Here is a 22,865-nt window from a genome sequence, read left to right as displayed (position 1 = left end):
AGTGTGGGGAGGGCAGGGTGGTCTGGCAACCATCAAATCGCAGGCAATAAAAAACCCCAAGGAATCATCTTCGCTTGGGGTTTTTCGGTATTTTGGTGCCCAGAGACGGAATCGAACCGCCGACACGGGGATTTTCAATCCCCTGCTCTACCGACTGAGCTATCTGGGCAACGGGGCGCATTAAACGGGTTTTTCAGGGGGTCGTCAAGCAAGTTTTCAAAAAAATTTTAATTATTACCGTCGCTTACGATCCGACCCCCGATTTATCGGGGTTATTCCGATGGCGGTACGTAGCCTTCGGCCTTGGCGTAATCCTCGCCGGAGAAGTACTTGTCCATTTCGCCCTGAAGATATTTGCGATCTTCGGCGTTCATCATGTTCAGGCGTTTTTCGTTGATCAGCAGGGTCTGGTGTTTTTGCCAGTCGGCCCAGGCCTTGGCCGAGACGTGGTCAAAAATGTCCTGGCCTTTGGCGCCCGGGAAGGGAGCGCGCTCCAGGCCTGGCAATTCTTCTTTGTACTTGCGGCACATGATGGTGCGGGTCATGACGACTCTCCTGCGTTCAATACGGCGGCCGCGCGTTCGAGCAAGGTTTTGACCGGGGCGGCAAGGCCCAGGCGCGGCGGGGTGGCGAGGTTATACCAGAGCCAGTCGGCCTCGGCCACGTGATGGCCGGCCTCCTGGACCTGAACCAGCCAGGGTTCGATGGATAACTGAAAATGGCTGAAGGTGTGCACCAGGCTTGGCAATGCCTGCTGTATGCCCAGTTCCAGCGAGTGCTGCGCCGCCAGATGTTCCAGGTCGTCGAGGTTGTCGAGTTCCGGCAGGCTCCACAAACCGCCCCAGAGGCCCGTGGAGGGGCGACGGTAAAGCAGGATGGCGCCCTCGGCATTGGCGAGCATCGGCATCAGCGTGCGCTTCTGCGGGATGGCTTTGCGCGGCTTGGGGATCGGGTAGCGGGTTTCCAGGCCAAGCATATGCGCCTCACAGCCCTTTTCCAGCGGACACAACAGGCAACTGGGTTTGCTGCGGGTGCAGAGCGTGGCACCGAGGTCCATCATCGCCTGGGTGTAGGCGTTGACACGGGTCTGCGGCGTAAAGCGCTCAGCGTTGGCCCAGAGCTGTTTGGCGACCTTTGGTTCGCCTGGGTAACCCTCTTGCGCGGTAAAGCGTGCCAGGACGCGTTTGACGTTGCCATCGAGGATCGGCGCACGCAGGCCCATGCTGATGCTGGCGATCGCGCCAGCGGTGGACAGGCCGATCCCCGGCAAATCAGTAAGTTTTTCCACGTCCCGGGGAAATTCGCCGCCGTACTGCTCGACGACGATCTTCGCGGTCTTCTGCAAATTGCGCGCGCGGGTGTAGTAACCCAGGCCCGTCCACAGATGCAGCACTTCGTCTTCCGGTGCCGCCGCCAGGGCCTCGACCGTTGGCAGCGAGGCCATGAAACGGTCGAAGTAGTTCAGCACGGTGCTGACCTGGGTTTGCTGCAGCATGATTTCCGAGACCCACACCCGATACGGGTTGATGCCTTGCTGCCAGGGCAAATCGTGACGGCCGTGGCGGTCGAACCAGTCCAGCACCGCCGTTGAAAACTGCTCGGCTCTCATCGCTTGAACAGCCCCTTGAGCGCGTCTTTGAGTTGCGGGTTGACCTTGTCGCCCAGTTTTTCGTCGATTTTCTCGCTGATCCGCTCGCCAGCCAGTTTGCTCGCGACCTGGCCCATGCGTTCGTTATCCAGGCGGCAGGCCTTGGCGCCCAGTTCCAGCGGACCACGGCAACGCAGCGGCCACTCGATGCCGACAAACTTGTCGCCGACCTGGCAGGCCGGGTCCGGCATGGCGCTGGTATCGCCTTCGACGATGATGCCGACGCGGTAGTCCATGCCCAGCACCCGCAGATCGACATCGCCGTCACCGTTGACGGTCATGCCCGGGATGCGCACTTTCAGGTCCGGGTTGCTGGCCACGCCATTACGCAAGGTCAGGTTGCCCTTGAGCTCCTGGAACGGTGTGTCCTTGCCCCGCGGCTCGCCGCTGAGGGTTTTGCGGTTGAGCGTGGCAATGCCTTTGCACAGCTGTTGCTCAAGGTTGGCGTTGAGCAGCACGCCATTGTTGATGACAAAGCTGGCGTTGCCGTTGAGGGTTTCGATCAACGCTTTCTGGCTGTTGCCGTTGCCCGTCAGGCTGCTGTTTAGCGTGACCAGGCCTTTGACCGGCGGATTCTTGCCCTGGCTCTCGAGGATTTTTTCTGCCGGTACCCGACTGATCTTCGTCTGCAGATTCAACGCCGGTACTGCCTGACGCACATCGAGCGTGCCGGTGCTTTCGAAGTTGCCCTCGTACAGATCACCGCGCAGGTTGGCCAGCGTCAGCAGGCCGCCCTGGCCGGTGGCCTTGAGCGCAGCGTTATGGATCGGCAGTTTTAGCAGGGTCAACTGGCCGAAGGTCAGGTCGGCGTCCACATCGAGCTTGCTCAAGCGCTCCACTGGTAACAGGCGTTCGTTGCTCCAGGCGTCCTTGGTCGGTGCGGGTGGCAGTGGTGTGCTGCCCGCGCCGGCCATGGCATCGGCTTCGGTGCTGGCGACTTCGGCCTGGCGTACTTGTGTCGCGCTATTGGCCTCGGCGGATTTCGGCGGCAGGTAACGGTCGACGTTGAAGGTGTCGGCCTTGAGCACGGCGCGCAGCGATTGCTTGGCGAAGTCTTCGACGGCGATGCGGCCGCTGAGCGTGCTGTCGTCGAGTTTCAGGTTGAGGTTGTCGAGCGCCAGGCTGGTGGGTGTCGCTGCGATTCGGCTGACCAGCTCGACTTTGCTTAGGCTGCCTTCGGCCATGGCCGGGAGTTTCTGGCCAATGCTATCGACGAATTTCGCCAGGTCGAACTGGGCAATCGAGATGCCGCCGCTGACTTGTGGGGTCTTGTCGAGGTCATTGACCTTCAGTTCACCCAGTGCCCGCAATTGGTTGGCGGAGATCTTGAGACCGGTCCACTCGGCAACGTTGGCGGCCTTGTCCAGTACCAGTTGGCCCTGGGCGGAGAAGGTCATGCTCTTGCCTTGCAGCGGGTCGCCGGTCACTTCACCGGACAACTTCATGTCTTCGAACTGATAGCGTTGCAGTGCACGTGCAATGCGCAACTCGCCATTGAGCTCGGTGCGCACTCGCAATGCAGGCTGGTTGGCAGACAGGAAGGCTGTGAGCTTGAGCGGAATGTTGACGGAGTCGTGAACCGCGCCGGTGCTCAACTGGATGCTTTCGGCGCTGAAACTCTTGCCGGTGCGCTCGTCGGTGTATTCAACCCGTGCGTTGTTCACGGTCAGGCTGTCGATGTCCAGGCGGATCGGCTGCGGCGGTTTTTCCGCTGCAACGCTGGCCTCGGGCGCAGGTTCGCTAGCGGCTGGCGGGGTAATGGTCGCGTCGGTGCCGGCCGTTGCAGGCAGCTTGCCGATGTCCTCCCAGTTGCCATGACCATCCTTGTCGCGGGTCAGGCGCAGGTTCAGGCCTTCGACGCGCACGTCGCTCATCTGCACTTCACGGCGCAGCAGCGGCAGTACCCGCACCGACAGGCCAAGCATCTGCAAGTCGGCGTACGGTTCGGTCGGTTTGACCATGGTCGCGACACTGGCGTCGTGCAACTCCAGGCCCAGCCAGGGGAATAGGCTCCAGCCGATATCGCCATTGAGCGTCAGCTCGATGTGAGCCTTGTCGCGGGCAATCTGGCGAATCTCGTCTTTGTAGTCGTTGGGATCGAAGAGGTGGGTCAGGGCAAAGCCCAGCGCCACAATGATCAGCAACAGCCCGAGAAGTACCAGACCCAGGATTTTGCCGAACGCTTTCATGGGCGAGTCCTTGTAATTAATCGATTTCAAAATTTAGCCGGGGAGTATAGCGCCCCGGAACGGACGACCGGTCAGCGATCACACCGGCAATACATCCAGCGGCAGTTTCAGTTTGGCGGCCAGTGCCTGCGCCTCGAGATGCCCGGCAGGCGCCAGCAGGCGCAGCGTCTTGCCCGATTGCGCGGCCATTTTCTGGGCTTCGGCCACCAGTCGCTCGGCAACACCACGGCGACGGGTAATTTTTCGCACACATATTTGTGACAAATGCCAGGCGTCTTGGTGCCTTTGCAGGCGGGCTGCGCCCAGCAGGCGATCATTGAAGCGTCCGGCGATCAGTGTGCCGTCGCGCAAACAGTCTTCGATCAGCTGCGCTTCCCCGGAAAAAGGCGCGAACAGCCAATCCGGAGCGTCGTGGTAGATCTTCTGCAGATCCTGCCGATCCTGGGGCGTGGCTTGGTTCAGCGGCTCGACAATGATCGGCATGGTGATTCCTGTGAGGTAAATGAGAGATCGGATAACGTACAAAACGTGATGTCAGTTTGGTTTTTCTATCACCTGCAAATGGTAACCTTCGCCCGTTCGTCCGTCCTTCTGCGACTTGTTGTCGCACAACAAGGTGCTCCACCGAAAAAACGGTCATGCGTGCGTGCAAAAGGCCGGGAGTGAACCGTGGCTGGCGAACCATACTAATAATTGGGGGATACACAATGACTACGAGCACCACGGCGGACGGCTTCAGCGCCGACCAGCCCGCGTTCCTGTCCAAGGAGCGGATCATCGCCAAGCCCGGGTTCAACCGCTGGCTGGTACCACCGGCCGCGCTGGCCATCCACTTGTGCATCGGCATGGCCTACGGCTTCTCGGTGTTCTGGTTGCCGTTGTCCAAGGCGCTGGGCATCACCGCTCCGGTAGCCTGCGCGCCGGACATGAGCTTTATCGCTCAAGTCTTTTCGTCCCAGTGTGACTGGCCGATCTCGATGCTCGGCTGGATCTACACTCTGTTCTTCATTTTCCTGGGCTGCTCGGCGGCCATCTGGGGTGGCTGGCTGGAACATGCCGGACCGCGCAAGGCCGGTGTTGTATCGGCGCTATGCTGGTGCGGTGGCCTGCTGATTTCGGCGCTGGGGGTGTATACCCACCAGATCTGGCTGATGTGGATCGGCTCCGGGGTCATTGGCGGTATCGGCCTGGGCCTGGGTTACATTTCGCCGGTGTCGACCCTGATCAAATGGTTCCCGGACAAGCGCGGCATGGCCACCGGCATGGCGATCATGGGCTTCGGCGGCGGCGCGATGGTCGGTGCTCCGCTGGCGGCGGCGTTGATGGGGCATTTCGCTTCGCCAACCAGCGTCGGCGTGTGGCAGAGCTTCCTGGTGATGGCCGCGATCTACTTCGTGTTCATGATCGGTGGTGCGCTGTCCTATCGCGTGCCGCCAACCGGCTGGAAGCCTGAGGGCTGGACCGCTCCGGTGAAAAAAGCCTCGAACGCGATGATCACTCATCGTCATGTTCACGTGAACGTTGCCTGGAAGACCCCGCAATTCCGCCTGGTGTGGCTGGTGCTGTGTTTGAACGTATCGGCCGGTATCGGCATCCTCGGCATGGCGTCGCCGCTGTTGCAGGAAGTGTTTGCTGGCAAGTTGCTGGGCAATGACCTGACCTTCGGCCAACTCGACGCCTCGCAACTGGCTTCGATCGCCGCCATCGCTGCCGGGTTCACCGGTTTGCTCAGCCTGTTCAACATCGGCGGGCGTTTCTTCTGGGCCTCGTTCTCGGATTACCTGGGTCGCAAAAACACTTACTTCGTGTTTTTCGCCCTGGGCTTTGCCCTGTACGGACTGATTCCGAACCTTGGTCACCTGGGGAGCATCGCGCTGTTCGTAGCAGCGTTTTGCATCATCCTGTCGATGTACGGCGGTGGTTTCGCGACGGTTCCGGCCTATCTGGCGGACCTGTTCGGCACGCAAATGGTCGGGGCGATCCACGGTCGCCTGCTGACGGCGTGGGCGGCTGCCGGCGTGCTTGGTCCGGTGCTGGTGAACTACCTGCGTGAGTATCAACTGAGCATCGGCGTCGAGCGTGCGGCGGCCTACGACATCACCCTGTACATCCTTGCCGGCCTGCTGGTGCTGGGTTTCCTGTGCAACCTGCTGGTGCGTCCGGTGGCGGACAAATACTTCATGACCGACGCCGAACTGGCCGCCGAACAGGCGCTGGGCCATGACAAAGGCGCGGACAGCACGACCGTGCTGGAGTGGAAAGCCGCGCCGGGCACGAAGCCGTTGGCGATTGCGGCATGGCTGGTGGTGGGCATTCCGCTGGCGTGGGGTGTTTGGGTGACCTTGCAGAAGACGGCGGTGCTCTTCCACTAACGCCAACCCCTGTAGGAGCCGGCTTGCTGGCGATCAATGCAACGCGGTGTGTCAGACACACCGCTATCGCTGGCAAGCCAGCTCCTACAAAAGCTCGTCGGGCGCAACATCCCTGTAGGAGCCGGCTTGCTGGCGATCAATGCAACGCGGTGTGTCAGACACACCGCTATCGCTGGCAAGCCAGCTCCTACAAAAGCTCGTCGGGCGCAACATCCCTGTAGGAGCCGGCTTGCTGGCGATCAATGCAACGCGGTGTGTCAGACACACCGCTATCGCTGGCAAGCCAGCTCCTACAAAAGCTCGTCGGGCGCAACATCCCTGTAGGAGCCGGCTTGCTGGCGATCAATGCAACGCGGTGTGTCAGGCACGCCGCCATCGCTGGCAAGCCAGCTCCTACATGTCATGACAGGTATGCCTGCGGGGTTGCTGAATTCACTCCGTCAGCGATATCACCTCGCGTGTTTCTGTTTGGCGCCCGCACGCCTATAATGGCTGCCTTTTTCGCCCAATGATTTTGCGGAGCTGGTGATGGCCGAACGTATGGCGTCTGTCGAGCGCGACACTCTGGAAACCCAGATCAAAGCCTCGATCAACCTTGATGGCACCGGAAAGGCCCGATTTGATATCGGTGTTCCTTTTCTTGAGCACATGCTGGACCAGATCGCCCGTCACGGGCTGATCGACCTGGATATTGTCAGCAAGGGCGACCTGCATATCGATGACCACCACACCGTGGAAGACGTCGGTATCACCCTCGGCCAGGCGTTTGCCAAAGCCATCGGCGACAAGAAAGGCATCCGTCGCTACGGCCACGCCTACGTGCCGCTCGATGAAGCGCTGTCGCGCGTGGTGATCGACTTCTCCGGCCGTCCAGGCCTGCAGATGCATGTTCCGTACACCCGCGCCACCGTCGGCGGCTTCGACGTTGACCTGTTCCAGGAGTTCTTCCAGGGCTTCGTCAACCATGCATTGGTCAGCCTGCACATCGATAACCTGCGTGGCACCAACACCCACCACCAGATCGAAACCGTGTTCAAGGCTTTCGGCCGCGCCCTGCGCATGGCCGTCGAACTCGATGACCGCATGGCCGGGCAGATGCCTTCGACCAAGGGCGTCCTGTAATGCAGACAGTCGCGGTTATCGATTACGGCATGGGCAACCTGCACTCGGTGGCCAAGGCCCTCGAGCACGTGGGTGCCGGCAAGGTCTTGATCACCAGCGATGCCAACGTGATTCGCGAAGCCGACCGGGTGGTTTTCCCCGGCGTCGGCGCGATCCGCGATTGCATGGCCGAGATCCGTCGCCTGGGCTTCGACTCGCTGGTGCGTGAAGTCAGCCAGGATCGTCCGTTCCTTGGCATCTGCGTGGGCATGCAAGCCTTGCTCGACACCAGCGAAGAGAACGACGGCGTCGACTGCATCGGCCTGTTCCCGGGCGCGGTGAAGTTCTTCGGCAAGGATCTGGTCGAAGACGGCGAACACCTGAAAGTCCCGCACATGGGCTGGAACGAAGTGAAGCAGAAGGTCAGTCACCCGCTGTGGCATGACATTCCGGACATGGCGCGTTTCTACTTCGTGCACAGCTACTACATCGCGGCCGCCAATGCGCGTCAGGTGGCAGGTGGCGGTCACTACGGTGTCGATTTCGCCGCGGCGCTGGCCGAAGGCTCGCGTTTCGCCGTGCAGTTCCACCCGGAGAAAAGCCATACCCATGGCCTGCAGTTGCTGCAGAACTTCGCTGCGTGGGACGGTCGCTGGTAAATGGCAATCAAGAAGAAACCGCCGATTCTGACCCTCACTCCCGAGCAGGAGAGCGAGGCCAATCGCAAGATCAAGCGTTTCATGGAAGACCGCTTCGAACTCGACCTCGGCTCGTTCGAGGCGGCGGAGATTCTTGAGCTGTTTACCCGTGAAATTGCTCCGCACTATTACAACAGGGCGATTTTCGATGTGCAGACGCACCTCAAAGAGAGGTTCGAAAGCATCGAAAGCGACCTGTGGGCGCTCGAGAAAAACTGATTTCCGAGCCAAGCTGAACATTCAAATTTGAAGGTTTGCCAGATGCTTATTATTCCCGCTATCGATCTTAAAGACGGTGCCTGTGTTCGTCTGCGCCAGGGCCGCATGGAAGATTCCACAGTGTTCTCCGATGACCCTGTGAGCATGGCTGCCAAGTGGGTGGAGGGCGGTTGCCGTCGTCTGCATCTGGTCGACCTTAACGGCGCCTTCGAAGGCCAGCCAGTCAACGGCGAAGTGGTCACCGCCATCGCCAAACGCTACCCGAACCTGCCGATCCAGATCGGCGGCGGTATCCGCTCCCTGGAAACCATCGAGCACTACGTGAAGGCTGGCGTGAGCTACGTGATCATCGGCACCAAAGCCGTGAAAGATCCGGCTTTCGTTGCCGAAGCCTGCCGCGCGTTCCCGGGTAAAGTGATTGTCGGCCTGGACGCCAAGGACGGTTTCGTTGCTACCGACGGCTGGGCTGAAATCAGCACCATCCAGGTGATCGACCTGGCCAAGCAGTTCGAAGCCGACGGCGTGTCCGCGATCGTTTATACCGACATCGCCAAAGACGGCATGATGCAGGGCTGCAACGTTCCGTTCACCGCTGCGCTGGCTGCTGCCACCAAGATCCCGGTGATCGCTTCCGGCGGCATCCATAACCTGGGTGACATCAAGACTCTGCTCGACGCCAAGGCGCCAGGCATCATCGGCGCCATTACCGGTCGTGCGATCTACGAAGGCACCCTCGACGTCGCCGAAGCGCAAGCTTTCTGCGATTCGTACAAAGGCTGAGGAAACGACCATGGCCCTGGCCAAACGCATCATCCCTTGCCTGGACGTGGACAACGGCCGGGTGGTCAAGGGTGTGAAATTCGAAAACATCCGCGACGCCGGTGACCCGGTGGAAATCGCCCGTCGTTACGACGAGCAGGGCGCCGACGAGATTACATTTCTCGACATCACCGCCAGCGTCGACGGTCGCGACACTACGCTGCACACCGTCGAGCGCATGGCCAGCCAGGTGTTCATCCCGCTGACCGTGGGTGGCGGTGTACGCACCGTGCAGGACATCCGCAACCTGCTCAATGCCGGCGCGGACAAGGTTTCGATCAACACCGCAGCGGTGTTCAACCCGGAATTTGTCGGCGAAGCCGCGCAGCATTTCGGCTCGCAGTGCATCGTCGTTGCCATCGACGCGAAGAAGGTTTCCGCTCCTGGCGAAACCCCGCGCTGGGAAATCTTCACCCATGGCGGGCGCAAGCCAACCGGACTCGACGCCGTTGAGTGGGCGAAGAAAATGGAAGGCCTGGGTGCTGGTGAAATCCTGCTGACCAGCATGGACCAGGACGGCATGAAAAACGGCTTCGACCTGGGCGTGACCCGTGCCATCAGCGATGCGCTGGGCATTCCAGTGATCGCCTCGGGTGGTGTCGGCAACCTTCAGCACCTGGCGGACGGCATTATCGAAGGCCACGCCAGTGCGGTTTTGGCGGCGAGTATTTTCCACTTCGGTGAATACACGGTGCAGGAAGCCAAGGCCTATATGGCCCATCGCGGCATCGTGATGCGCTGAACAATCCAATGCAGGCCAGTGGACATCATGGCGTGCCCAAGGCACTCTTGGGTACGCCATGGATTTCGGTAGCCAGACATGCTTAAACGCTTTCTTCTCGTCCTTGCCAGCGCTTCCCTGTTGTTGATCAACGGAGCAAACGCTAAAGACAGCCCCGATACCGACCTGGTGTTGCTGACGGAAAACTTCCCGCCGTACAACATGGCGAAGAACGGCAAGAACTTCGCTCAGGACGAGAACATCAATGGCATCGCCACGGACATCGTCCGTGAGATGTTCAAGCGCGCTGATATTACCTACAGCCTGACCCTGCGCTTCCCCTGGGAGCGAGTCTACAAGCTCGCCCTGGAAAACCCCGGTTACGGGGCCTTCGTCATGGCGCGCCTGCCGGACCGCGAGAGTCTGTTCAAGTGGGTCGGGCCGATCGGTCCGGACGACTGGATCATGTTGGCCAAGGCTGACAGCAAGATCACCCTCGAAACCCTGGATGACGCGCGCAAGTACAAGATTGGCGCCTACAAGGGCGATGCCATTGCCATGACGCTTGCCAAGCAGGGCTTGAAGCCGACGGTAGTGCTGCGCGATCAGGACAATGCGAAGAAACTGGTCAGTGGTCAGATTGATCTGTGGGCCACCGGTGACCCGGCCGGGCGCTATCTGGCGCGCCAGGACGGGGTAACCGGGCTCAAGACGGTACTTCGCTTCAACAGCGCCGAGCTGTACCTGGCGCTGAACAGGAATGTGCCGGACGAAACTGTTGCCAGGCTGCAGGCAGCGCTGGATCAGATGCGCAAGGACGGAAGGGTCGACGAGATCATGGCGAGGTATCTGTAGCCGTTGGCTGGCTAGCGTTGACTTCACTTTCTTCAGGCGGATATTCGGCCAGGTAAAAACTGTCGTTATCGGTGTAAGGCAGGTTGATTCCCGCTTGCGTGCCATCTTCACGCAGCAGGTCGTAGTGGCTGTGCAACTGATAAACCGCCAAAAGCTTGCTCTTGGGAGCGATGGCGACAACTTCTGCGGTTTTCGGGCTGCTCCAGCCTGCTGCTGATGGTTCGGTGCGAGCGAAGTTCCTGTCCAGTCTTGCCGAGAAGTTTATTGGTCGCACAGCGTCCGAAGCCTCGATCGGCCATTCGGTTTCGAACTTGATAGATGTGGTATTGGTGAATATCTGCAAAATACTGCGGACCAACCCCCGTGGCACTGCCCATTTGAAGAACCTGCCCTTTGCGCCTTCGTTATGGGCGTATCCAATGAGCTGATATTCGTCTGTTCTTTCCAGGCGGTAGAACGGTGATTTGTTCAGTTTCTCGACAGGTGACAGGGTGTCGTCCTTGACCGCGAACCAAGGGATCCTGGCGATTTGAGTTGCTCGGGATGTGTCGAGGGTGGGAGGAAATCCGAAGCCGGTGAGTACTGGAACCTCTGGTGTGGAAATGATCTGGAGAGGGATCTGCATCCGCAATGAATAGGCAGCGACGTGCGTCGCAGGCTGGGTATAGCTGTTGACGCCGACAAAGGTGCCGGGCGCAAAGTTTATCTCTCCCGCCGCTGCGGCCGGGGGCTCCAGGCTCCAGGCGCTAAAGTTCTGTTTGGCGCCACTGCCTCTGTCGCTCCAGATCGTATCGCCGACACTTGAAGCGACCACCAGGTCCGAGCGGACGCAACGTACCGCGTTGAGCGAAGGTTTTGCGTGGCCATTGGAGCACACCAACCCCAGCGCCACGTATCCATCAGGCGGGATCGGGCGCCATATCGCACCGTCCACGGTTGACCCCGATCCTGAATCTTTCCAGACCTGTTCAAAGTCATCAGGTGGGCTGAGTGCTTTGCCTTTGAGGGAATCTGCGCCCTGGGGATCACCCTCGCAGACAACCGCCGTCACTCTTTTTCCGTTTATGTTGAGGTCCCCGGATACAGCGATGTCGCCCAGTGGGAAGTAACCCGGCAGAGCATCAGGTGCTGGTGTAGGACGCCAAAAGGTAGCAGGGGCGGAGCGCGAGCCCTTGGTGTCCCAGATCCGGTAGAACTCAGTCGTGAAGTTGATCAGCAGATTGCCGAATTTTATCGGTTCCATTGGCCTGGCGGCCGGGCTGTCGTTGGTTTGCATAGTCAATCCTGATAGTTGAGGAGTGGCTCGGGAGAGCCTCGAACTGTGGAGTTCGCACTATCGGGAAATGGACCAGGCGTCTGGCGGTAATTATTTATAGGTTATGGAGGTTTTTATCTGTAAATGCCGTCTTTGCCATGGGCGGCGGTTGCCCGGTTGCCGCGCACACTGATCATTTGCTTGATATCAATCCACTCAATCCCCTGGGCCTTCAGTTTGGGCAGCTCCCGCTCCAGCACCGCCAGTGTCTGCGGGTACGGATGACCGATCATCACCGCCGAACCCTGTTTGTGCGCAAGACTGATTGCCGTCTGTAGCTGTATGAGGATCGCCGCTTCCGTTGGCTCATCATCGAGAAAAACATCCCGCGAAACGCTCGCCAGGCCGATCCTCTGTGCCTCGGCCGCCGCGACAGTCTGCGCACTGGTGCGGCTATCGACGAAGAGCTTGTGTCGCCGCTGCAGTTCGGCCATCAGCCAGGCCATGGCCGGTCGCTGGGCAGTCATGCGGCTGCCCATGTGATTGTTGATGCCACTGGTGTACGGGACCATTTTGAACGCGGCGTCGAGGCGCTTTTCGAGTTCTTCGATGGGTAGTTCAGGATGCCAGGCGAACGGGCCGGTAGCCGGGTCCATGGGCATGTGCAGGATGACGATTTTGCCTGCTTTGTGGGCTTCGCGGGCGAATTCGCTGGCGTGGGGGGTATCGGGCATGATCGCCGCCGTCACCGGGCCGGGCAGGGCCAGCACGCGGCGATCCCGGGGCAGGTTCTGCCCCAGGTCATCGATGATCAGGCTCAGGTAGGCTTTGTGAGGCGTCGATCCGGCGGGCTCTGCGTGAGCAACACCCGCCAGACAACACAACAGACCGATCAGCAACCGCACAAACATCTCAACGGCCGGACGTGATGCTCAGCCCTTTGAGCAGGCTCAGGGCCTGGGCCAATTGGTAATCATCGTCCTGTGGCATCGGCTTGGCTTTGCCGCTGGAACCGGTCGGTTTGTCGGCGCCGCCGTTGCCGTTGCCCAGGTGACCCTGCAAGTCAGCTTCCTTGAAGTACTCGTTGTCCTGCTCGCTGGTGATCTTGGCCTTGCGCACTTCAATGTCCGGGACGATGCCCTGGGCCTGGATGGAGCGGCCGTTCGGCGTGTAATACAGCGCCGTGGTGATCTTCAAGGCGCGATCATTGTTCAGCGGCAGCACGGTTTGCACCGAACCTTTACCGAAACTGGTGGTGCCCATCAGCACGGCGCGTTTCTGGTCCTGCAGGGCGCCGGCGACAATTTCCGAAGCCGAGGCGCTGCCGCCGTTGATCAACACGACCATCGGCACGGCTTCGCTTTCGTCCTTGCCGGTGGCAGAGAAGCGCAGCTCGGAGTTGGCGATGCGACCCTTGGTGTAAACGATCAGGCCCTTGGTGATGAAGTGGTCGACCACTTCCACCGCCGCCTGCAACACGCCGCCCGGGTTGTTGCGCAGGTCGAGAATGATGCCCTTGAGCTTCTTGCCGTTGTCCTTGCGCAGTTTGGCCAGGGCCTTGGAGACTTCTTCGCCGGTCTTGACCTGGAACTGGGTGATGCGGATGTAGCCGTAGCCCGATTCCAGCAACTGGCTCTTCACGCTCTTCACTTGAATGACGGCGCGGGCCAGGGTCACGTCGAACGGCGGGCCGCCATCGCGTACCAGGGTCAGGGTGATTTTTTCGCCGATCTTGCCGCGCATCTTGTCCACGGCTTCGGTCATGCTCTGGCCGCGGGTGGGCTGGCCGTTGATCTTGACGATGAAGTCGCCGGCCTGGATGCCGGCCTTGGAGGCTGGAGTGTCATCGATGGGCGAAACCACCTTGATGAAACCGTCTTCGGCGCCGACTTCGATGCCAAGACCACCGAATTCACCGCTGGTGCTTTCCTGCAGTTCGGCGAAATCTTCAGGGCCGAGGTAGGCCGAATGCGGATCAAGGTTGCTGAGCATGCCCTTGATGGCGTTTTCCAGCAGGGTCTTGTCGTCCACCGGTTCGACATAAGCGGCCTTGATCCGGTCCATCACCTCGGCAAAGGTGCGCAACTCGTCCAGCGGCAGTGGCGCCTTGGTGGTCGCGGCAGTGCCCGCCGGCGCAACCGCCGGGGCTGGTTGAGCGGCAAACGCCAGAGGCGCGCCGATCACCAGGGCGATCGTCAGGGCCAGCGAGGTAAGGCGGGACAAATGCAGCATGTCGAACGAACTCCTAATGTAGGTAACTCAACGCCTATCCTTGCGCGTGGCACCATTGCGCCGGGTCACTCGGATGACCCTGCTGACGAATTGCGAAATACAGTGCTGGTGTGTCCTGCCCGCCACTGTTACCGACAGTGGAAATAGGCTCACCGGCTTTTACAACGTCACCTGCAGACTTGAGCAGCGTCTGGTTGTGACCGTACAAACTCAAATAGCCATTGCCGTGGTCGAGAATCACCAGCAGCCCGGCGCCGCGCAACCAGTCGGCGAACACCACGCGACCACCGTGTACGGCATGCACCGCACTGCCGGCAGACGCGCCGATCATCACGCCATCCCACTTGGTCCGTGCATCATCGCCACGGCTTTCACCGAAGCGCGCCAGCAATCGACCATCGACAGGCCAGGGAAGTTTGCCGCGGGTTGAAGAAAACGGGCCGCCAAAGGTCTCGCCGGAGCTGGAAACCAGTGCGCCAGGTGTCGATCTGACTGGTTTGCGTGGGGCGTCGTCGCTGGCATCTGCCTGCGCCTGGGCCTCACGTAAACGCTTTTTTTCGGCTTCCTGCTGGGCAATCAGCGCTTTTTGTCGCGCTTCTTCCGCCTCACGGGCCTGGCGGGCCAGAGTTTCTTCAATGGTTTTAAGGACTTTAGACAGGTCTGCCTGATCCTGCTCGCGCGCCGCCAGTTTCTGATCGCGAGCCTTTACGTCGTCATTGAGTTTGGCCAGGACTTGCTGGCGCTCCTGGCGAACTTTCTCGAGTTCGCCACGCTGGGTGTCGAGGCTGCTTTGCTGCACCAACAATTGCGCCTGCTGCATGGCGATGTCTTTTTCGACATTGCTCAGTTGGCGCAGGGTTTCGTTGAAATTCTTCAACTGCTCCAGGCGGGCCTGGCTCAGGTAGTCGTAATAGGTGAGGGTGCGGGCGAATTTTTCCGGATTCTGCTGGTTGAGCAGCAGCTTGAGGTACTCCTGACGACCGTTCTGGTAGGCCGCCCGGGCCTGCATGGCGATCAGTCGTTGCTGTTCAGTGCGCGCGCTCTGGAGTTTTTTTTTCTCGGCATCGAGTCGCTGCAGCTCGGCTTCGCTTTTCTTCAGCTCTTTTTGCAGGGCTTCGACCTGCTTCTCGAGCTTGCCCATTTCGGTTTCGGTGCCCTTGAGCTCTTTCTGCACGCCGGACTTTTCTTCCTGCAGCTTGCCCAGCAGTTTCTTCAGCTCGGCAATGTCCTGACGCGTGGCGTCCAACTGTTGTTGGGTCTCTGCGCGCTCGTCGGCAAAGGCCGGTTGGAGCAGGCATGTCAGGGCTAGGGCTATCAGGACGCGAAGCATAGAGGCGGGCGGCACCAGGGAAAGGGACGGCCTAGTATGCCCGCCATGGGCGGCAAAAAAAATGCCCATTTCTGACTGTGTGATAACTGGAGGGAAGTGTGTGGGGATTTAGCCTTCAAAACCACCACAAACACTGTAGGAGCTGGCTTGCCAGCGATGGCGGAGGATCAGTCAACATAGATGCTGACAGTCAAATTGCTATCGCTGGCAAGCCAGCTCCTACAAGGGTATTTCAGTGTTTGTTCGACCGGGTTACACCAGAATCGAAGTCCCGGTCATTTCCGCCGGTTGCTCGAGGCCCAACAGCTTCAGCATGGTCGGCGCCACGTCCGCCAGAACCCCGCCTTCGCGAACTTTCAAATCGCGCTTGCCAACATAGATGAAAGGCACCGGCTCGGTGGTGTGTGCGGTGTGCGCCTGGCCGGTGGATTCATCGGCCATTTGCTCGACGTTACCGTGGTCGGCGGTGATCAACGCTTCGCCACCGACCTTTTCCAGGGCATCGACGATGCGACCCACGCACAGGTCCAGGCATTCAACCGCCTTGACCGCCGCTTCGAACACGCCGCTGTGGCCGACCATGTCGCCGTTGGCGTAGTTGACCACGATCACGTCGTAACGCTGGTTTTCGATGGCGTCGACGATGCGGTCGGTGACTTCCGGTGCGCTCATTTCCGGCTGCAGGTCATAGGTGGCGACTTTTGGCGACGGAATCAGGATGCGCTCTTCGCCCGGGAACGGTTCTTCGCGGCCGCCGGAGAAGAAGAACGTCACGTGGGCGTATTTTTCGGTTTCAGCGATGCGCAGCTGGGTCTTGCCGTTTTTCGCCAGGTAGTCGCCCAGCACGTTTTCCAGGCTGCCGGCGGCGAAGGCCGATGGCGCAGGGATGCTCGCGGCGTATTGGGTCAGCATGACGAAACCGGCCAGTTTCGGCTGGCGCGCGCGCTCGAACTCACTGAAGCTGTCTTCGACGAATACGCGGGTCAGCTCGCGGGCGCGGTCGGCGCGGAAGTTCATGAACACCACGGCATCGCCGTCTTCGACTTTTACCGGCTCACCGATGGAGGTGGCCTTGACGAATTCGTCGCTCTCGCCACGCTCGTAAGCTGCTTGCAGGCCTTCCTGGGCGGTGGCGGCGTTGAACTCGCCCTGGCCGTCGACGATCAGGTTGTAGGCCTGGGACACACGGTCCCAGCGGTTGTCGCGGTCCATGGCGAAGTAACGGCCGATGATGCTGGCGATCCGGCCTTTGCCCAGGGCCTGGAAGGTCGCGTCGAGCAGCTCGATCGACGATTGCGCGCTTTTCGGCGGGGTGTCGCGGCCGTCGAGGAAGGCGTGCAGGTAGATGTTTTGCGCGCCGCGCTTGAAGGCCAGTTCGGCCATGGCGACCAGGTGATCCTGGTGGCTATGCACGCCGCCATCGGACAGCAGGCCCATGAAATGCACGGCTTTGCCGGCGGCGACGGCTTTGTCCACGGCAGCGCAGATGGTCGGGTTCTCGAAGAACTCGCCGTCACGGATCGATTTGGTGACACGAGTGAAGTCCTGATACACCACGCGACCGGCACCGAGGTTCATGTGGCCGACTTCGGAGTTGCCCATCTGGCCGTCCGGCAAGCCGACGTCCATGCCGCTGCCCGAGATCAGGCCGTTCGGCACGGTGGCCCACAGACGGTCCAGTACAGGCTTCTTCGCCGCAAAAATGGCGTTGGATTCGGGATTGTCGCTGTGACCGAAGCCGTCGAGAATCATCAGGACCAAAGGTTTAGGCGTGGTAGTCATGGAATCCGCTCTGGCTTAAGTAAAAAGGGGCAATGGAAAAGGGAGTCGCAGTTTAAAGCGAAGTTCCGGCCACGTCACCGCCGGACGGGGTTTGGCCCACCATAGTGGCTGTGTATACTGGCCGACATTTTAACGCCCTGGAACCTCCTTCGATGGTTGCTCACCTGATTGAATTCGCCACTAACCACTACATTCTCGTCGGTATCTTCGTCGTACTGCTGGCGTTGCTGATTGCCTACCAAATGCAGGGCGGCGGCCGTAGCCTGAGCACCGGCGAACTGACCGGGCTGGTCAACAAGGACGCAGGCGTGGTGATCGACATTCGTCCAACCAAGGATTTCGCCGCCGGTCACATTGTCGGTGCGGTGAACATTCCCCAGGACAAACTGGCCGCCCGCGTTGGCGAGCTGGAAAAACACAAGGCCAAGACCATCATCCTGGTCGACGCCATGGGCCAGACCGCCGGCACCCACGCCCGCGAATTGATGAAATCCGGCTTCACCGCCGCCAAGCTGTCCGGCGGTATCTCCAGCTGGAAAGCCGACAATCTGCCGTTGGTGAAGTGATATGAGTAGCGTCGTCGTCTATTCCAGCGATTACTGCGGTTATTGTTCCCGGGCCAAACATCTGCTCGTGAGCAAAGGCGTGGCCTTCGAAGAGATCAAGGTCGATGGCAAGCCGCAGGTGCGCGCTGCGATGGCCCAGAAGGCCGGACGTACGTCCGTGCCGCAAATCTGGATCGGCAGCACCCACGTGGGCGGTTGTGATGATTTGTTCGCCCTGGAGCGCGCCGGCAAGCTCGACGCGCTGCTCAAGGCCTGACGGCAATACCCCAAACCAGCAAACCTAAAAGAACCCTGGATCAAGAAGGATCTGCGATGACTGACCAACAGAACACTGCTGCGAACGAAGAAGAAACTGCACCGCAATTCTCCTTGCAGCGCATTTATGTGCGTGACCTGTCCTTCGAAGCTCCGAAAAGCCCGGCGATCTTCCGCCAGCAGTGGGAGCCGAGCGTCGCGCTGGATCTGAACACCCGTCAAAAGTCGCTGGAATCCGACTTCCACGAAGTCGTGCTGACCCTGTCGGTTACCGTGAAAAACGGTGACGAAGTGGCGTTCATCGCTGAAGTGCAACAGGCCGGGATCTTCCTGATCAAGAACCTGGACGACGCTTCGATGAGCCACACCCTGGGTGCGTTCTGCCCGAACATCCTGTTCCCGTATGCTCGCGAAACCCTGGACAGCCTGGTGACCCGCGGTTCGTTCCCGGCACTGATGCTGGCTCCGGTGAACTTCGATGCGCTGTACGCGCAAGAGCTGCAACGCATGCAGGCGGCTGGCGAGACTCCGACCGTTCAGTAAGCATTTTTGAGCGTCGAAGCAAGTCCAATGTGGGAGCGGGCTTGCTCGCGAAAGCGGTTTTTCAGTCAACATTCATGTTGAAGCTGATGACCCCTTCGCGAGCAAGCCCGCTCCCACATTTGTTATGCGGTGTTATTTGAAGTCGTTCTGACGCCAGGCTTCGTAAACGGCGACGGCCACGGTATTCGACAGGTTCAGGCTACGGCAGCCTTCGCGCATCGGCAGGCGCAGGCGTTGCTCGCTGGGCAGGGCATCGAGTACCTCGGCGGGCAAGCCCCGGCTTTCCGGACCAAAGAGAAACGCATCACCCGGGGCAAAGCTGGCATCGTGGAACGGCCGCGAACCCTTGGTGGTGAACGCGAACAGCCGAGGATGGCCGAGGCTCTCCAGGCAGCTGGCAAGGTCCGCGTGGCGTTGCAGGGTGGCATACTCGTGGTAGTCGAGGCCGGCCCGGCGCAGGCGCTTGTCGTCCATCTCGAAGCCCAGCGGTTCGATCAAATGCAGGTGGCAGCCACTGTTGGCGCACAGCCTGATAACGTTGCCGGTATTCGGCGGAATTTCTGGTTGGAAAAGGATGACGTGAAACATGCACGGCTCCGAAGGTAAAGATGACGGGCATTCTACGCCGCAAGCAGGCGTGCGTTCGAAACTATTCCTGCGGGTGATGGGCTCGCTGGCGATTGTCGGGGTGATGGTCGGGATGATGATCGGTCGCCTGACCACGCCAGACCCCAGTCAGTTGCAGCAGGTTGAAGTGACCGGCGACGGACTGGTGGTGTGGTTCAACAACGAACCCAAGACCCACGGCGAAATCGTCGACGGCAGTGTCGCGCTGCTGTTTGGCGCCGAGGGCAAGGCGCAGAAAGGCCAGCTCAAGCTCGACGGCAAGGACGTGAACTGGCGGGTACGTTTGAGCGATGGGGGGTTGTTGCTGACGCTGGTGGCGGCCCGGCCCCTGCAGGGCGAGTGGGCCGGTAGCGAGGTCGATGACCGCTGGCGGCTGGAGATCCTTCTCCGGGAGCAATAAAAGAGGGAATCCCCGGCCTGCCTGTACCAAGGTCCCCAAAACGGCAGGCTCGTCGCGAGTGCGGTGTGAGCCGGGTGTAAAGAAGGAACCCCTGACCTGCCTGTATCAAGGGCCCCAAAACGGCTGGGCTCGTCGCGGTTGCGGTGTGAGCCCGGTGTAAAGAGGGGAATCCCCGGCCTGCCTGTACCAAGGTCCCCGAAACTGGGTAGGTGAACTGATTCACTTGAAAGGGTTATTGCAGGGGGCGTGCCAAGTTTTAACATTGCGAAACAAAAAACGCCGAAAGCCCCGTAATCCGGGGCTTTCGTGTTTTTTCGATAGGGGTTCGATAGCGAATGCAGACGGGGTTTCGGATCGGTTGTCGTGCGCGATTGCGGTTCACGGTGCATTCAGTCGGTGCACGCCGGCCCTGAAAAGCATCGCGGGCAAGCCCGCTCCCACAGTGTCTTATGATGATCACAATTAATGTGTTCACCACCGATCAACTGTAGGAGCGGGCTTGCCCGCGATTGGATGTAACTGACAGCGAATAACTTAGGGCTGATCAGCCCTCATCCCCTTCGTCATCATCCCCGCCATCCACCTTCATCCCCAATTCCTTGATCTTGCGGGTCAGGGTATTACGCCCCCAGCCCAGCAAAACCGCAGCATCACGGCGGCGACCAGCGGTGTGTTTGAGGGCGGTCTCGATCATGATCCGCTCGAAGGCCGGCACGGCGCTGTCGAGCAGGCTCGATTGGCCGCGGGCCAGTGCCTGGTCAGCCCACTGGCGCAGGGCCTGTTCCCAGTTGGTCACGGGTGCCGAATCCTGTGGCAGGCTCAGCAGTTCCGGCGGCAGGTCGCCGATGTGCACTTCGCGACCCGAAGCCATCACCGTGATCCAGCGGCAGGTGTTCTCCAACTGCCGCACGTTGCCTGGCCACGGCAAGTTCTTCAGGTATTCCTCGGTTTCGCTTTTCAGCAGCTTCGGCTCGACGGCCAGCTCCTGGGCGGCGCGGCTGAGGAAGTGCTTGGCCAGGGTCGGGATGTCTTCGCGACGGTCCGACAGGCGCGGGATATGGATGCGGATCACGTTGAGGCGATGGAACAGGTCCTCGCGGAATTTCCCGGCATGCACCAGGGTTTCCAGGTTCTGGTGAGTCGCGGCGATGATGCGCACATCGACCTTCACCGGCACATGACCGCCGACGCGGTAGAACTCGCCATCAGCCAGTACGCGCAGCAAGCGGGTCTGGGTGTCTGCCGGCATGTCGCCGATTTCATCGAGGAACAGCGTGCCGCCGTCCGCCTGTTCGAAGCGCCCGCGCCGCAGGTTGGCCGCGCCGGTAAAGGCGCCTTTTTCATGGCCGAACAGTTCGGATTCCATCAGGTCCTTGGGGATCGCCGCCATGTTCAGCGCGATGAACGGCGAAGCGGCTCGCGGGCTGTGACGGTGCAGGGCGTGGGCCACTAGTTCCTTACCGGTACCGGACTCGCCGTTGATCAGCACGGTGATGTTGGAATGGCTCAGGCGGCCGATGGCGCGAAACACCTCCTGCATCGCCGGCGCTTCACCGATGATTTCCGGGGTGCGGGTCAAGGCGACCGGGACTTCCAGGCCTTGCTGTTCCTGAGCGTGCTGGTTCGCGCGTTTGACCAGCGACACCGCTTCGTCCACATCGAACGGTTTGGGCAAGTACTCGAAGGCGCCGCCCTGATAGGACGCGACAGCGCTGTCCAGATCGGAGTGAGCGGTCATGATGATCACCGGCAGCCGGGGGTGCTGCTCGCGAATCCGCGCCAGAAGGTCCAGGCCGCTGGCGCCGGGCATGCGGATGTCGGAGATGATCACGTCCGGTTGCTGGCGCGCCAGACGGCTCATCACGCCATCGGCGCTGTCGAAGCTTTGCGTGGTCATGCCTTCCTGTTGCAAGGCTTTTTCCAGGACCCAACGGATAGAACGGTCGTCATCGACGATCCACACGGTTTCACTACGGCTCATGTCGATGTGGCTCCTTGTTCCAGTGGCAGAAAGATCGAGAAAGTGGTGTGGCCGGGGTGGCTGTCACATTCGATCAGGCCCTGGTGCTGGCTGATGATGTTCTGGGTAATGGCCAAGCCCAGCCCGGTACCGTCCGGACGACCGCTGACCATGGGAAAGAAGATGGTTTCCTGAAGTTCCGCGGGAATGCCCGGGCCGTTGTCGATGATCTCGATCTTGGTCACCAGGCGATGGCGTACGTGGCCAATGGTGAACTGGCGCATGGTGCGGGTGCGCAGGCTGATGCGGCCCAGGCGCAGCTCGTTCTGGCTGCTGATGGCCTGCATCGCATTGCGCACGATGTTCAGCACCGCCTGGATCATTTGCTCGCGATCGATCAGGACGTCAGGAATGCTTGGGTCGTAGTCGCGCACCAAGGTGATGCAGCCCTGGCTTTCGGCTTCCACCAGATGGCAGACCCGTTCAAGCACTTCGTGGACATTGCACATGGCCAGTGAAGGCAGCTTGTTGGAACCGAGCATGCGGTCCACCAGGTTACGCAGGCGGTCGGCTTCTTCGATGATGACGTTGGTGTAATCGCGCAGGCTTTCTTCCGGCAGCTCCCGGGCCAGCAATTGAGCCGCGCCGCGAATCCCGCCCAAGGGGTTCTTGATTTCATGGGCCAGGCCGCGCACCAGCATCTTGCTGGTTTCCTGTTTGGACAGCTGTGCTTCTTCCTTGGTGATCCGCAGCAGGCGGTCACGAGGGTGGACTTCGAGCAGCAGCATCGTGTGGCCATCGCTCAGAATCGGCGTAACCGCGTAGTCGACGGTCAGGGTCTGGCCAGTGAGGGCGGTGAGCAAGGCTTCGCGCTTGGTGAACGGGTGCGCTTGTTCGACTGCCTGGCGCAACGAGTTCAGCGCCTCGGTCGATTCGGTAAACAGTTCACTGATGAACTGCCCATGGCTACGCTGACCGCTGATGGCCAGCAGCATCTCCGCCGCTGGGTTCATGTACTCGAGGCGCAGTTCGGCGTCGAGCAGGATGGTGGCGGTGGTGAGGTTGTCGAGTAGCAAACGGTGGAGTGCGTCGCTAATGGTCATCGGGACCTCTTTTGGGGCGGAGCATGCGCAAGAAACAAGCGTTGATGCGGGGAAAATGCAAAAACCAAACCAAGGCTCCGAAAAGAAGCGCTAAAGGCCTGAAACGGGCGTTTGACGCTCGTTTGCGTGGCGCTTTGCCAGCTTTCGCGGGTAGTTTCGAACCAAAATGGGTTGCAATGTGAGTACGGTG

The 22,865-nt window shown here is 60.3% G+C and carries 24 protein-coding genes and 1 tRNA gene; 12 read left to right on the top strand and 13 right to left on the bottom strand.

All coding sequences use genetic code 11. The annotated features are described in order from the left end of the window. Positions 1 to 93: 93 nt before the first annotated feature. The 5 genes from KGA88_RS10240 to KGA88_RS10220 form a co-directional block, all read right to left on the bottom strand. A tRNA-Phe gene (locus tag KGA88_RS10240) sits at positions 94 to 169 on the bottom strand. Positions 170 to 272: 103 nt separating this feature from the next. Continuing rightward, a complete protein-coding gene (locus tag KGA88_RS10235) occupies positions 273 to 545 on the bottom strand; it encodes an oxidative damage protection protein (RefSeq protein WP_007972770.1) in 273 nt (90 codons plus the stop codon). Then, positions 542 to 1,609 carry an A/G-specific adenine glycosylase gene (gene mutY / locus KGA88_RS10230; protein ID WP_223590540.1) on the bottom strand — a complete coding sequence of 356 codons (1,068 nt, stop codon included), beginning with the start codon at positions 1,607 to 1,609 and terminating at the stop codon, positions 542 to 544. Before mutY ends, KGA88_RS10235 begins: the two co-directional genes overlap by 4 nt. Beyond that, the gene (locus KGA88_RS10225) at positions 1,606 to 3,837 is read right to left on the bottom strand and encodes an AsmA family protein (protein WP_223590537.1); all 2,232 of its coding nucleotides are present in this window, start codon (positions 3,835 to 3,837) and stop codon (positions 1,606 to 1,608) included. Before KGA88_RS10225 ends, mutY begins: the two co-directional genes overlap by 4 nt. A 78-nt stretch (positions 3,838 to 3,915) precedes the next feature. Continuing rightward, positions 3,916 to 4,320, bottom strand: coding sequence for an acetyl-CoA sensor PanZ family protein (locus tag KGA88_RS10220; protein WP_223590535.1), 405 nt, complete (start codon positions 4,318 to 4,320; stop codon positions 3,916 to 3,918). Between the two features lie 224 nt (positions 4,321 to 4,544). Here KGA88_RS10220 and KGA88_RS10215 point away from each other — a divergent pair, with 224 nt between their 5' ends. The 7 genes from KGA88_RS10215 to KGA88_RS10185 all read left to right on the top strand — a co-directional run bounded on the left by KGA88_RS10215 (position 4,545) and on the right by KGA88_RS10185 (position 10,622). Then, the gene (locus tag KGA88_RS10215; RefSeq protein ID WP_223590533.1) at positions 4,545 to 6,209 is read left to right on the top strand and encodes an OFA family MFS transporter; all 1,665 of its coding nucleotides are present in this window, start codon (positions 4,545 to 4,547) and stop codon (positions 6,207 to 6,209) included. 528 nt (positions 6,210 to 6,737) lie between these two features. After that, a complete protein-coding gene (gene hisB, locus KGA88_RS10210; protein ID WP_007897437.1) occupies positions 6,738 to 7,331 on the top strand; it encodes an imidazoleglycerol-phosphate dehydratase HisB in 594 nt (197 codons plus the stop codon). Then, positions 7,331 to 7,969, top strand: a complete 639-nt coding sequence (gene hisH / locus KGA88_RS10205; RefSeq protein WP_223590529.1) for an imidazole glycerol phosphate synthase subunit HisH — start codon at positions 7,331 to 7,333, stop codon at positions 7,967 to 7,969. Before hisB ends, hisH begins: the two co-directional genes overlap by 1 nt. Further along, positions 7,970 to 8,227 carry a DUF2164 domain-containing protein gene (locus KGA88_RS10200; RefSeq protein WP_110659522.1) on the top strand — a complete coding sequence of 86 codons (258 nt, stop codon included), beginning with the start codon at positions 7,970 to 7,972 and terminating at the stop codon, positions 8,225 to 8,227. 42 nt (positions 8,228 to 8,269) lie between these two features. After that, positions 8,270 to 9,007: a 1-(5-phosphoribosyl)-5-[(5-phosphoribosylamino)methylideneamino]imidazole-4-carboxamide isomerase gene (gene hisA / locus KGA88_RS10195; protein WP_007972753.1), complete on the top strand. Its 738-nt coding sequence runs from the start codon at positions 8,270 to 8,272 to the stop codon at positions 9,005 to 9,007. Between the two features lie 10 nt (positions 9,008 to 9,017). Continuing rightward, complete coding sequence (hisF, locus tag KGA88_RS10190) at positions 9,018 to 9,788, top strand: imidazole glycerol phosphate synthase subunit HisF (protein WP_110659523.1); 771 nt, start codon at positions 9,018 to 9,020, stop codon at positions 9,786 to 9,788. A gap of 78 nt (positions 9,789 to 9,866) precedes the next feature. Continuing rightward, on the top strand, positions 9,867 to 10,622 hold the full coding sequence (locus KGA88_RS10185) for a substrate-binding periplasmic protein (protein ID WP_110659524.1): 756 nt from the start codon (positions 9,867 to 9,869) through the stop codon (positions 10,620 to 10,622). On the opposite strand, the gene KGA88_RS10180 is transcribed toward KGA88_RS10185, so the two are convergent. From KGA88_RS10180 to gpmI, 5 genes are all read right to left on the bottom strand, one after another. Further along, the gene (locus KGA88_RS10180) at positions 10,603 to 11,898 is read right to left on the bottom strand and encodes a Vps62-related protein (protein WP_223590526.1); all 1,296 of its coding nucleotides are present in this window, start codon (positions 11,896 to 11,898) and stop codon (positions 10,603 to 10,605) included. The two genes, KGA88_RS10185 and KGA88_RS10180, sit on opposite strands and share 20 nt — an antisense overlap. A gap of 113 nt (positions 11,899 to 12,011) precedes the next feature. Then, positions 12,012 to 12,788, bottom strand: a complete 777-nt coding sequence (locus tag KGA88_RS10175) for a divergent polysaccharide deacetylase family protein (RefSeq protein ID WP_223590523.1) — start codon at positions 12,786 to 12,788, stop codon at positions 12,012 to 12,014. A gap of 1 nt (position 12,789) precedes the next feature. Next, positions 12,790 to 14,109: a S41 family peptidase gene (locus KGA88_RS10170; protein WP_110659527.1), complete on the bottom strand. Its 1,320-nt coding sequence runs from the start codon at positions 14,107 to 14,109 to the stop codon at positions 12,790 to 12,792. 34 nt (positions 14,110 to 14,143) lie between these two features. After that, a complete protein-coding gene (locus KGA88_RS10165; protein WP_110659528.1) occupies positions 14,144 to 15,439 on the bottom strand; it encodes a murein hydrolase activator EnvC family protein in 1,296 nt (431 codons plus the stop codon). Between the two features lie 252 nt (positions 15,440 to 15,691). Next, the gene (gpmI, locus tag KGA88_RS10160; protein ID WP_110659529.1) at positions 15,692 to 17,221 is read right to left on the bottom strand and encodes a 2,3-bisphosphoglycerate-independent phosphoglycerate mutase; all 1,530 of its coding nucleotides are present in this window, start codon (positions 17,219 to 17,221) and stop codon (positions 15,692 to 15,694) included. Positions 17,222 to 17,373: 152 nt separating this feature from the next. On the opposite strand from gpmI, the gene KGA88_RS10155 reads away from it, so the two are divergent. Genes KGA88_RS10155 through secB form a run of 3 tightly spaced genes read left to right on the top strand, consistent with a single transcriptional unit; the run spans position 17,374 to position 18,585 of the window. Continuing rightward, a complete protein-coding gene (locus tag KGA88_RS10155; RefSeq protein WP_110659530.1) occupies positions 17,374 to 17,787 on the top strand; it encodes a rhodanese-like domain-containing protein in 414 nt (137 codons plus the stop codon). A 1-nt stretch (position 17,788) separates the two neighbouring features. Beyond that, entirely contained in the window at positions 17,789 to 18,043 is a 255-nt protein-coding gene (gene grxC, locus KGA88_RS10150; protein ID WP_110659531.1) for a glutaredoxin 3, read from the top strand. 56 nt (positions 18,044 to 18,099) lie between these two features. After that, the gene (secB, locus tag KGA88_RS10145; RefSeq protein WP_110659532.1) at positions 18,100 to 18,585 is read left to right on the top strand and encodes a protein-export chaperone SecB; all 486 of its coding nucleotides are present in this window, start codon (positions 18,100 to 18,102) and stop codon (positions 18,583 to 18,585) included. Between the two features lie 132 nt (positions 18,586 to 18,717). On the opposite strand, the gene trmL is transcribed toward secB, so the two are convergent. Further along, positions 18,718 to 19,173, bottom strand: a complete 456-nt coding sequence (trmL, locus tag KGA88_RS10140; protein WP_223590520.1) for a tRNA (uridine(34)/cytosine(34)/5-carboxymethylaminomethyluridine(34)-2'-O)-methyltransferase TrmL — start codon at positions 19,171 to 19,173, stop codon at positions 18,718 to 18,720. On the opposite strand from trmL, the gene KGA88_RS10135 reads away from it, so the two are divergent. Further along, positions 19,172 to 19,612, top strand: a complete 441-nt coding sequence (locus KGA88_RS10135) for a hypothetical protein (RefSeq protein WP_110661870.1) — start codon at positions 19,172 to 19,174, stop codon at positions 19,610 to 19,612. The two genes, trmL and KGA88_RS10135, sit on opposite strands and share 2 nt — an antisense overlap. A gap of 544 nt (positions 19,613 to 20,156) precedes the next feature. On the opposite strand, the gene ntrC is transcribed toward KGA88_RS10135, so the two are convergent. Then, positions 20,157 to 21,593 (bottom strand): nitrogen regulation protein NR(I), encoded by a 1,437-nt coding sequence (gene ntrC / locus KGA88_RS10130; RefSeq protein ID WP_034148556.1) that lies wholly within the window; start codon positions 21,591 to 21,593, stop codon positions 20,157 to 20,159. Beyond that, positions 21,590 to 22,675: a nitrogen regulation protein NR(II) gene (gene glnL / locus KGA88_RS10125; protein WP_223590517.1), complete on the bottom strand. Its 1,086-nt coding sequence runs from the start codon at positions 22,673 to 22,675 to the stop codon at positions 21,590 to 21,592. The genes ntrC and glnL overlap by 4 nt, the downstream gene beginning before the upstream one ends. A 23-nt stretch (positions 22,676 to 22,698) precedes the next feature. Between glnL and KGA88_RS10120 the strand changes: the two genes are divergently transcribed. Beyond that, positions 22,699 to 22,857 (top strand): hypothetical protein, encoded by a 159-nt coding sequence (locus KGA88_RS10120; RefSeq protein ID WP_223590514.1) that lies wholly within the window; start codon positions 22,699 to 22,701, stop codon positions 22,855 to 22,857. The last annotated feature ends 8 nt before the right edge of the window (positions 22,858 to 22,865 follow it).

The sequence above is a fragment of the Pseudomonas sp. A-R-19 genome, from assembly GCF_019956575.1.
Lineage (GTDB): Bacteria > Pseudomonadota > Gammaproteobacteria > Pseudomonadales > Pseudomonadaceae > Aquipseudomonas.
This window is presented reverse-complemented; position numbering and strand designations above follow the sequence as displayed.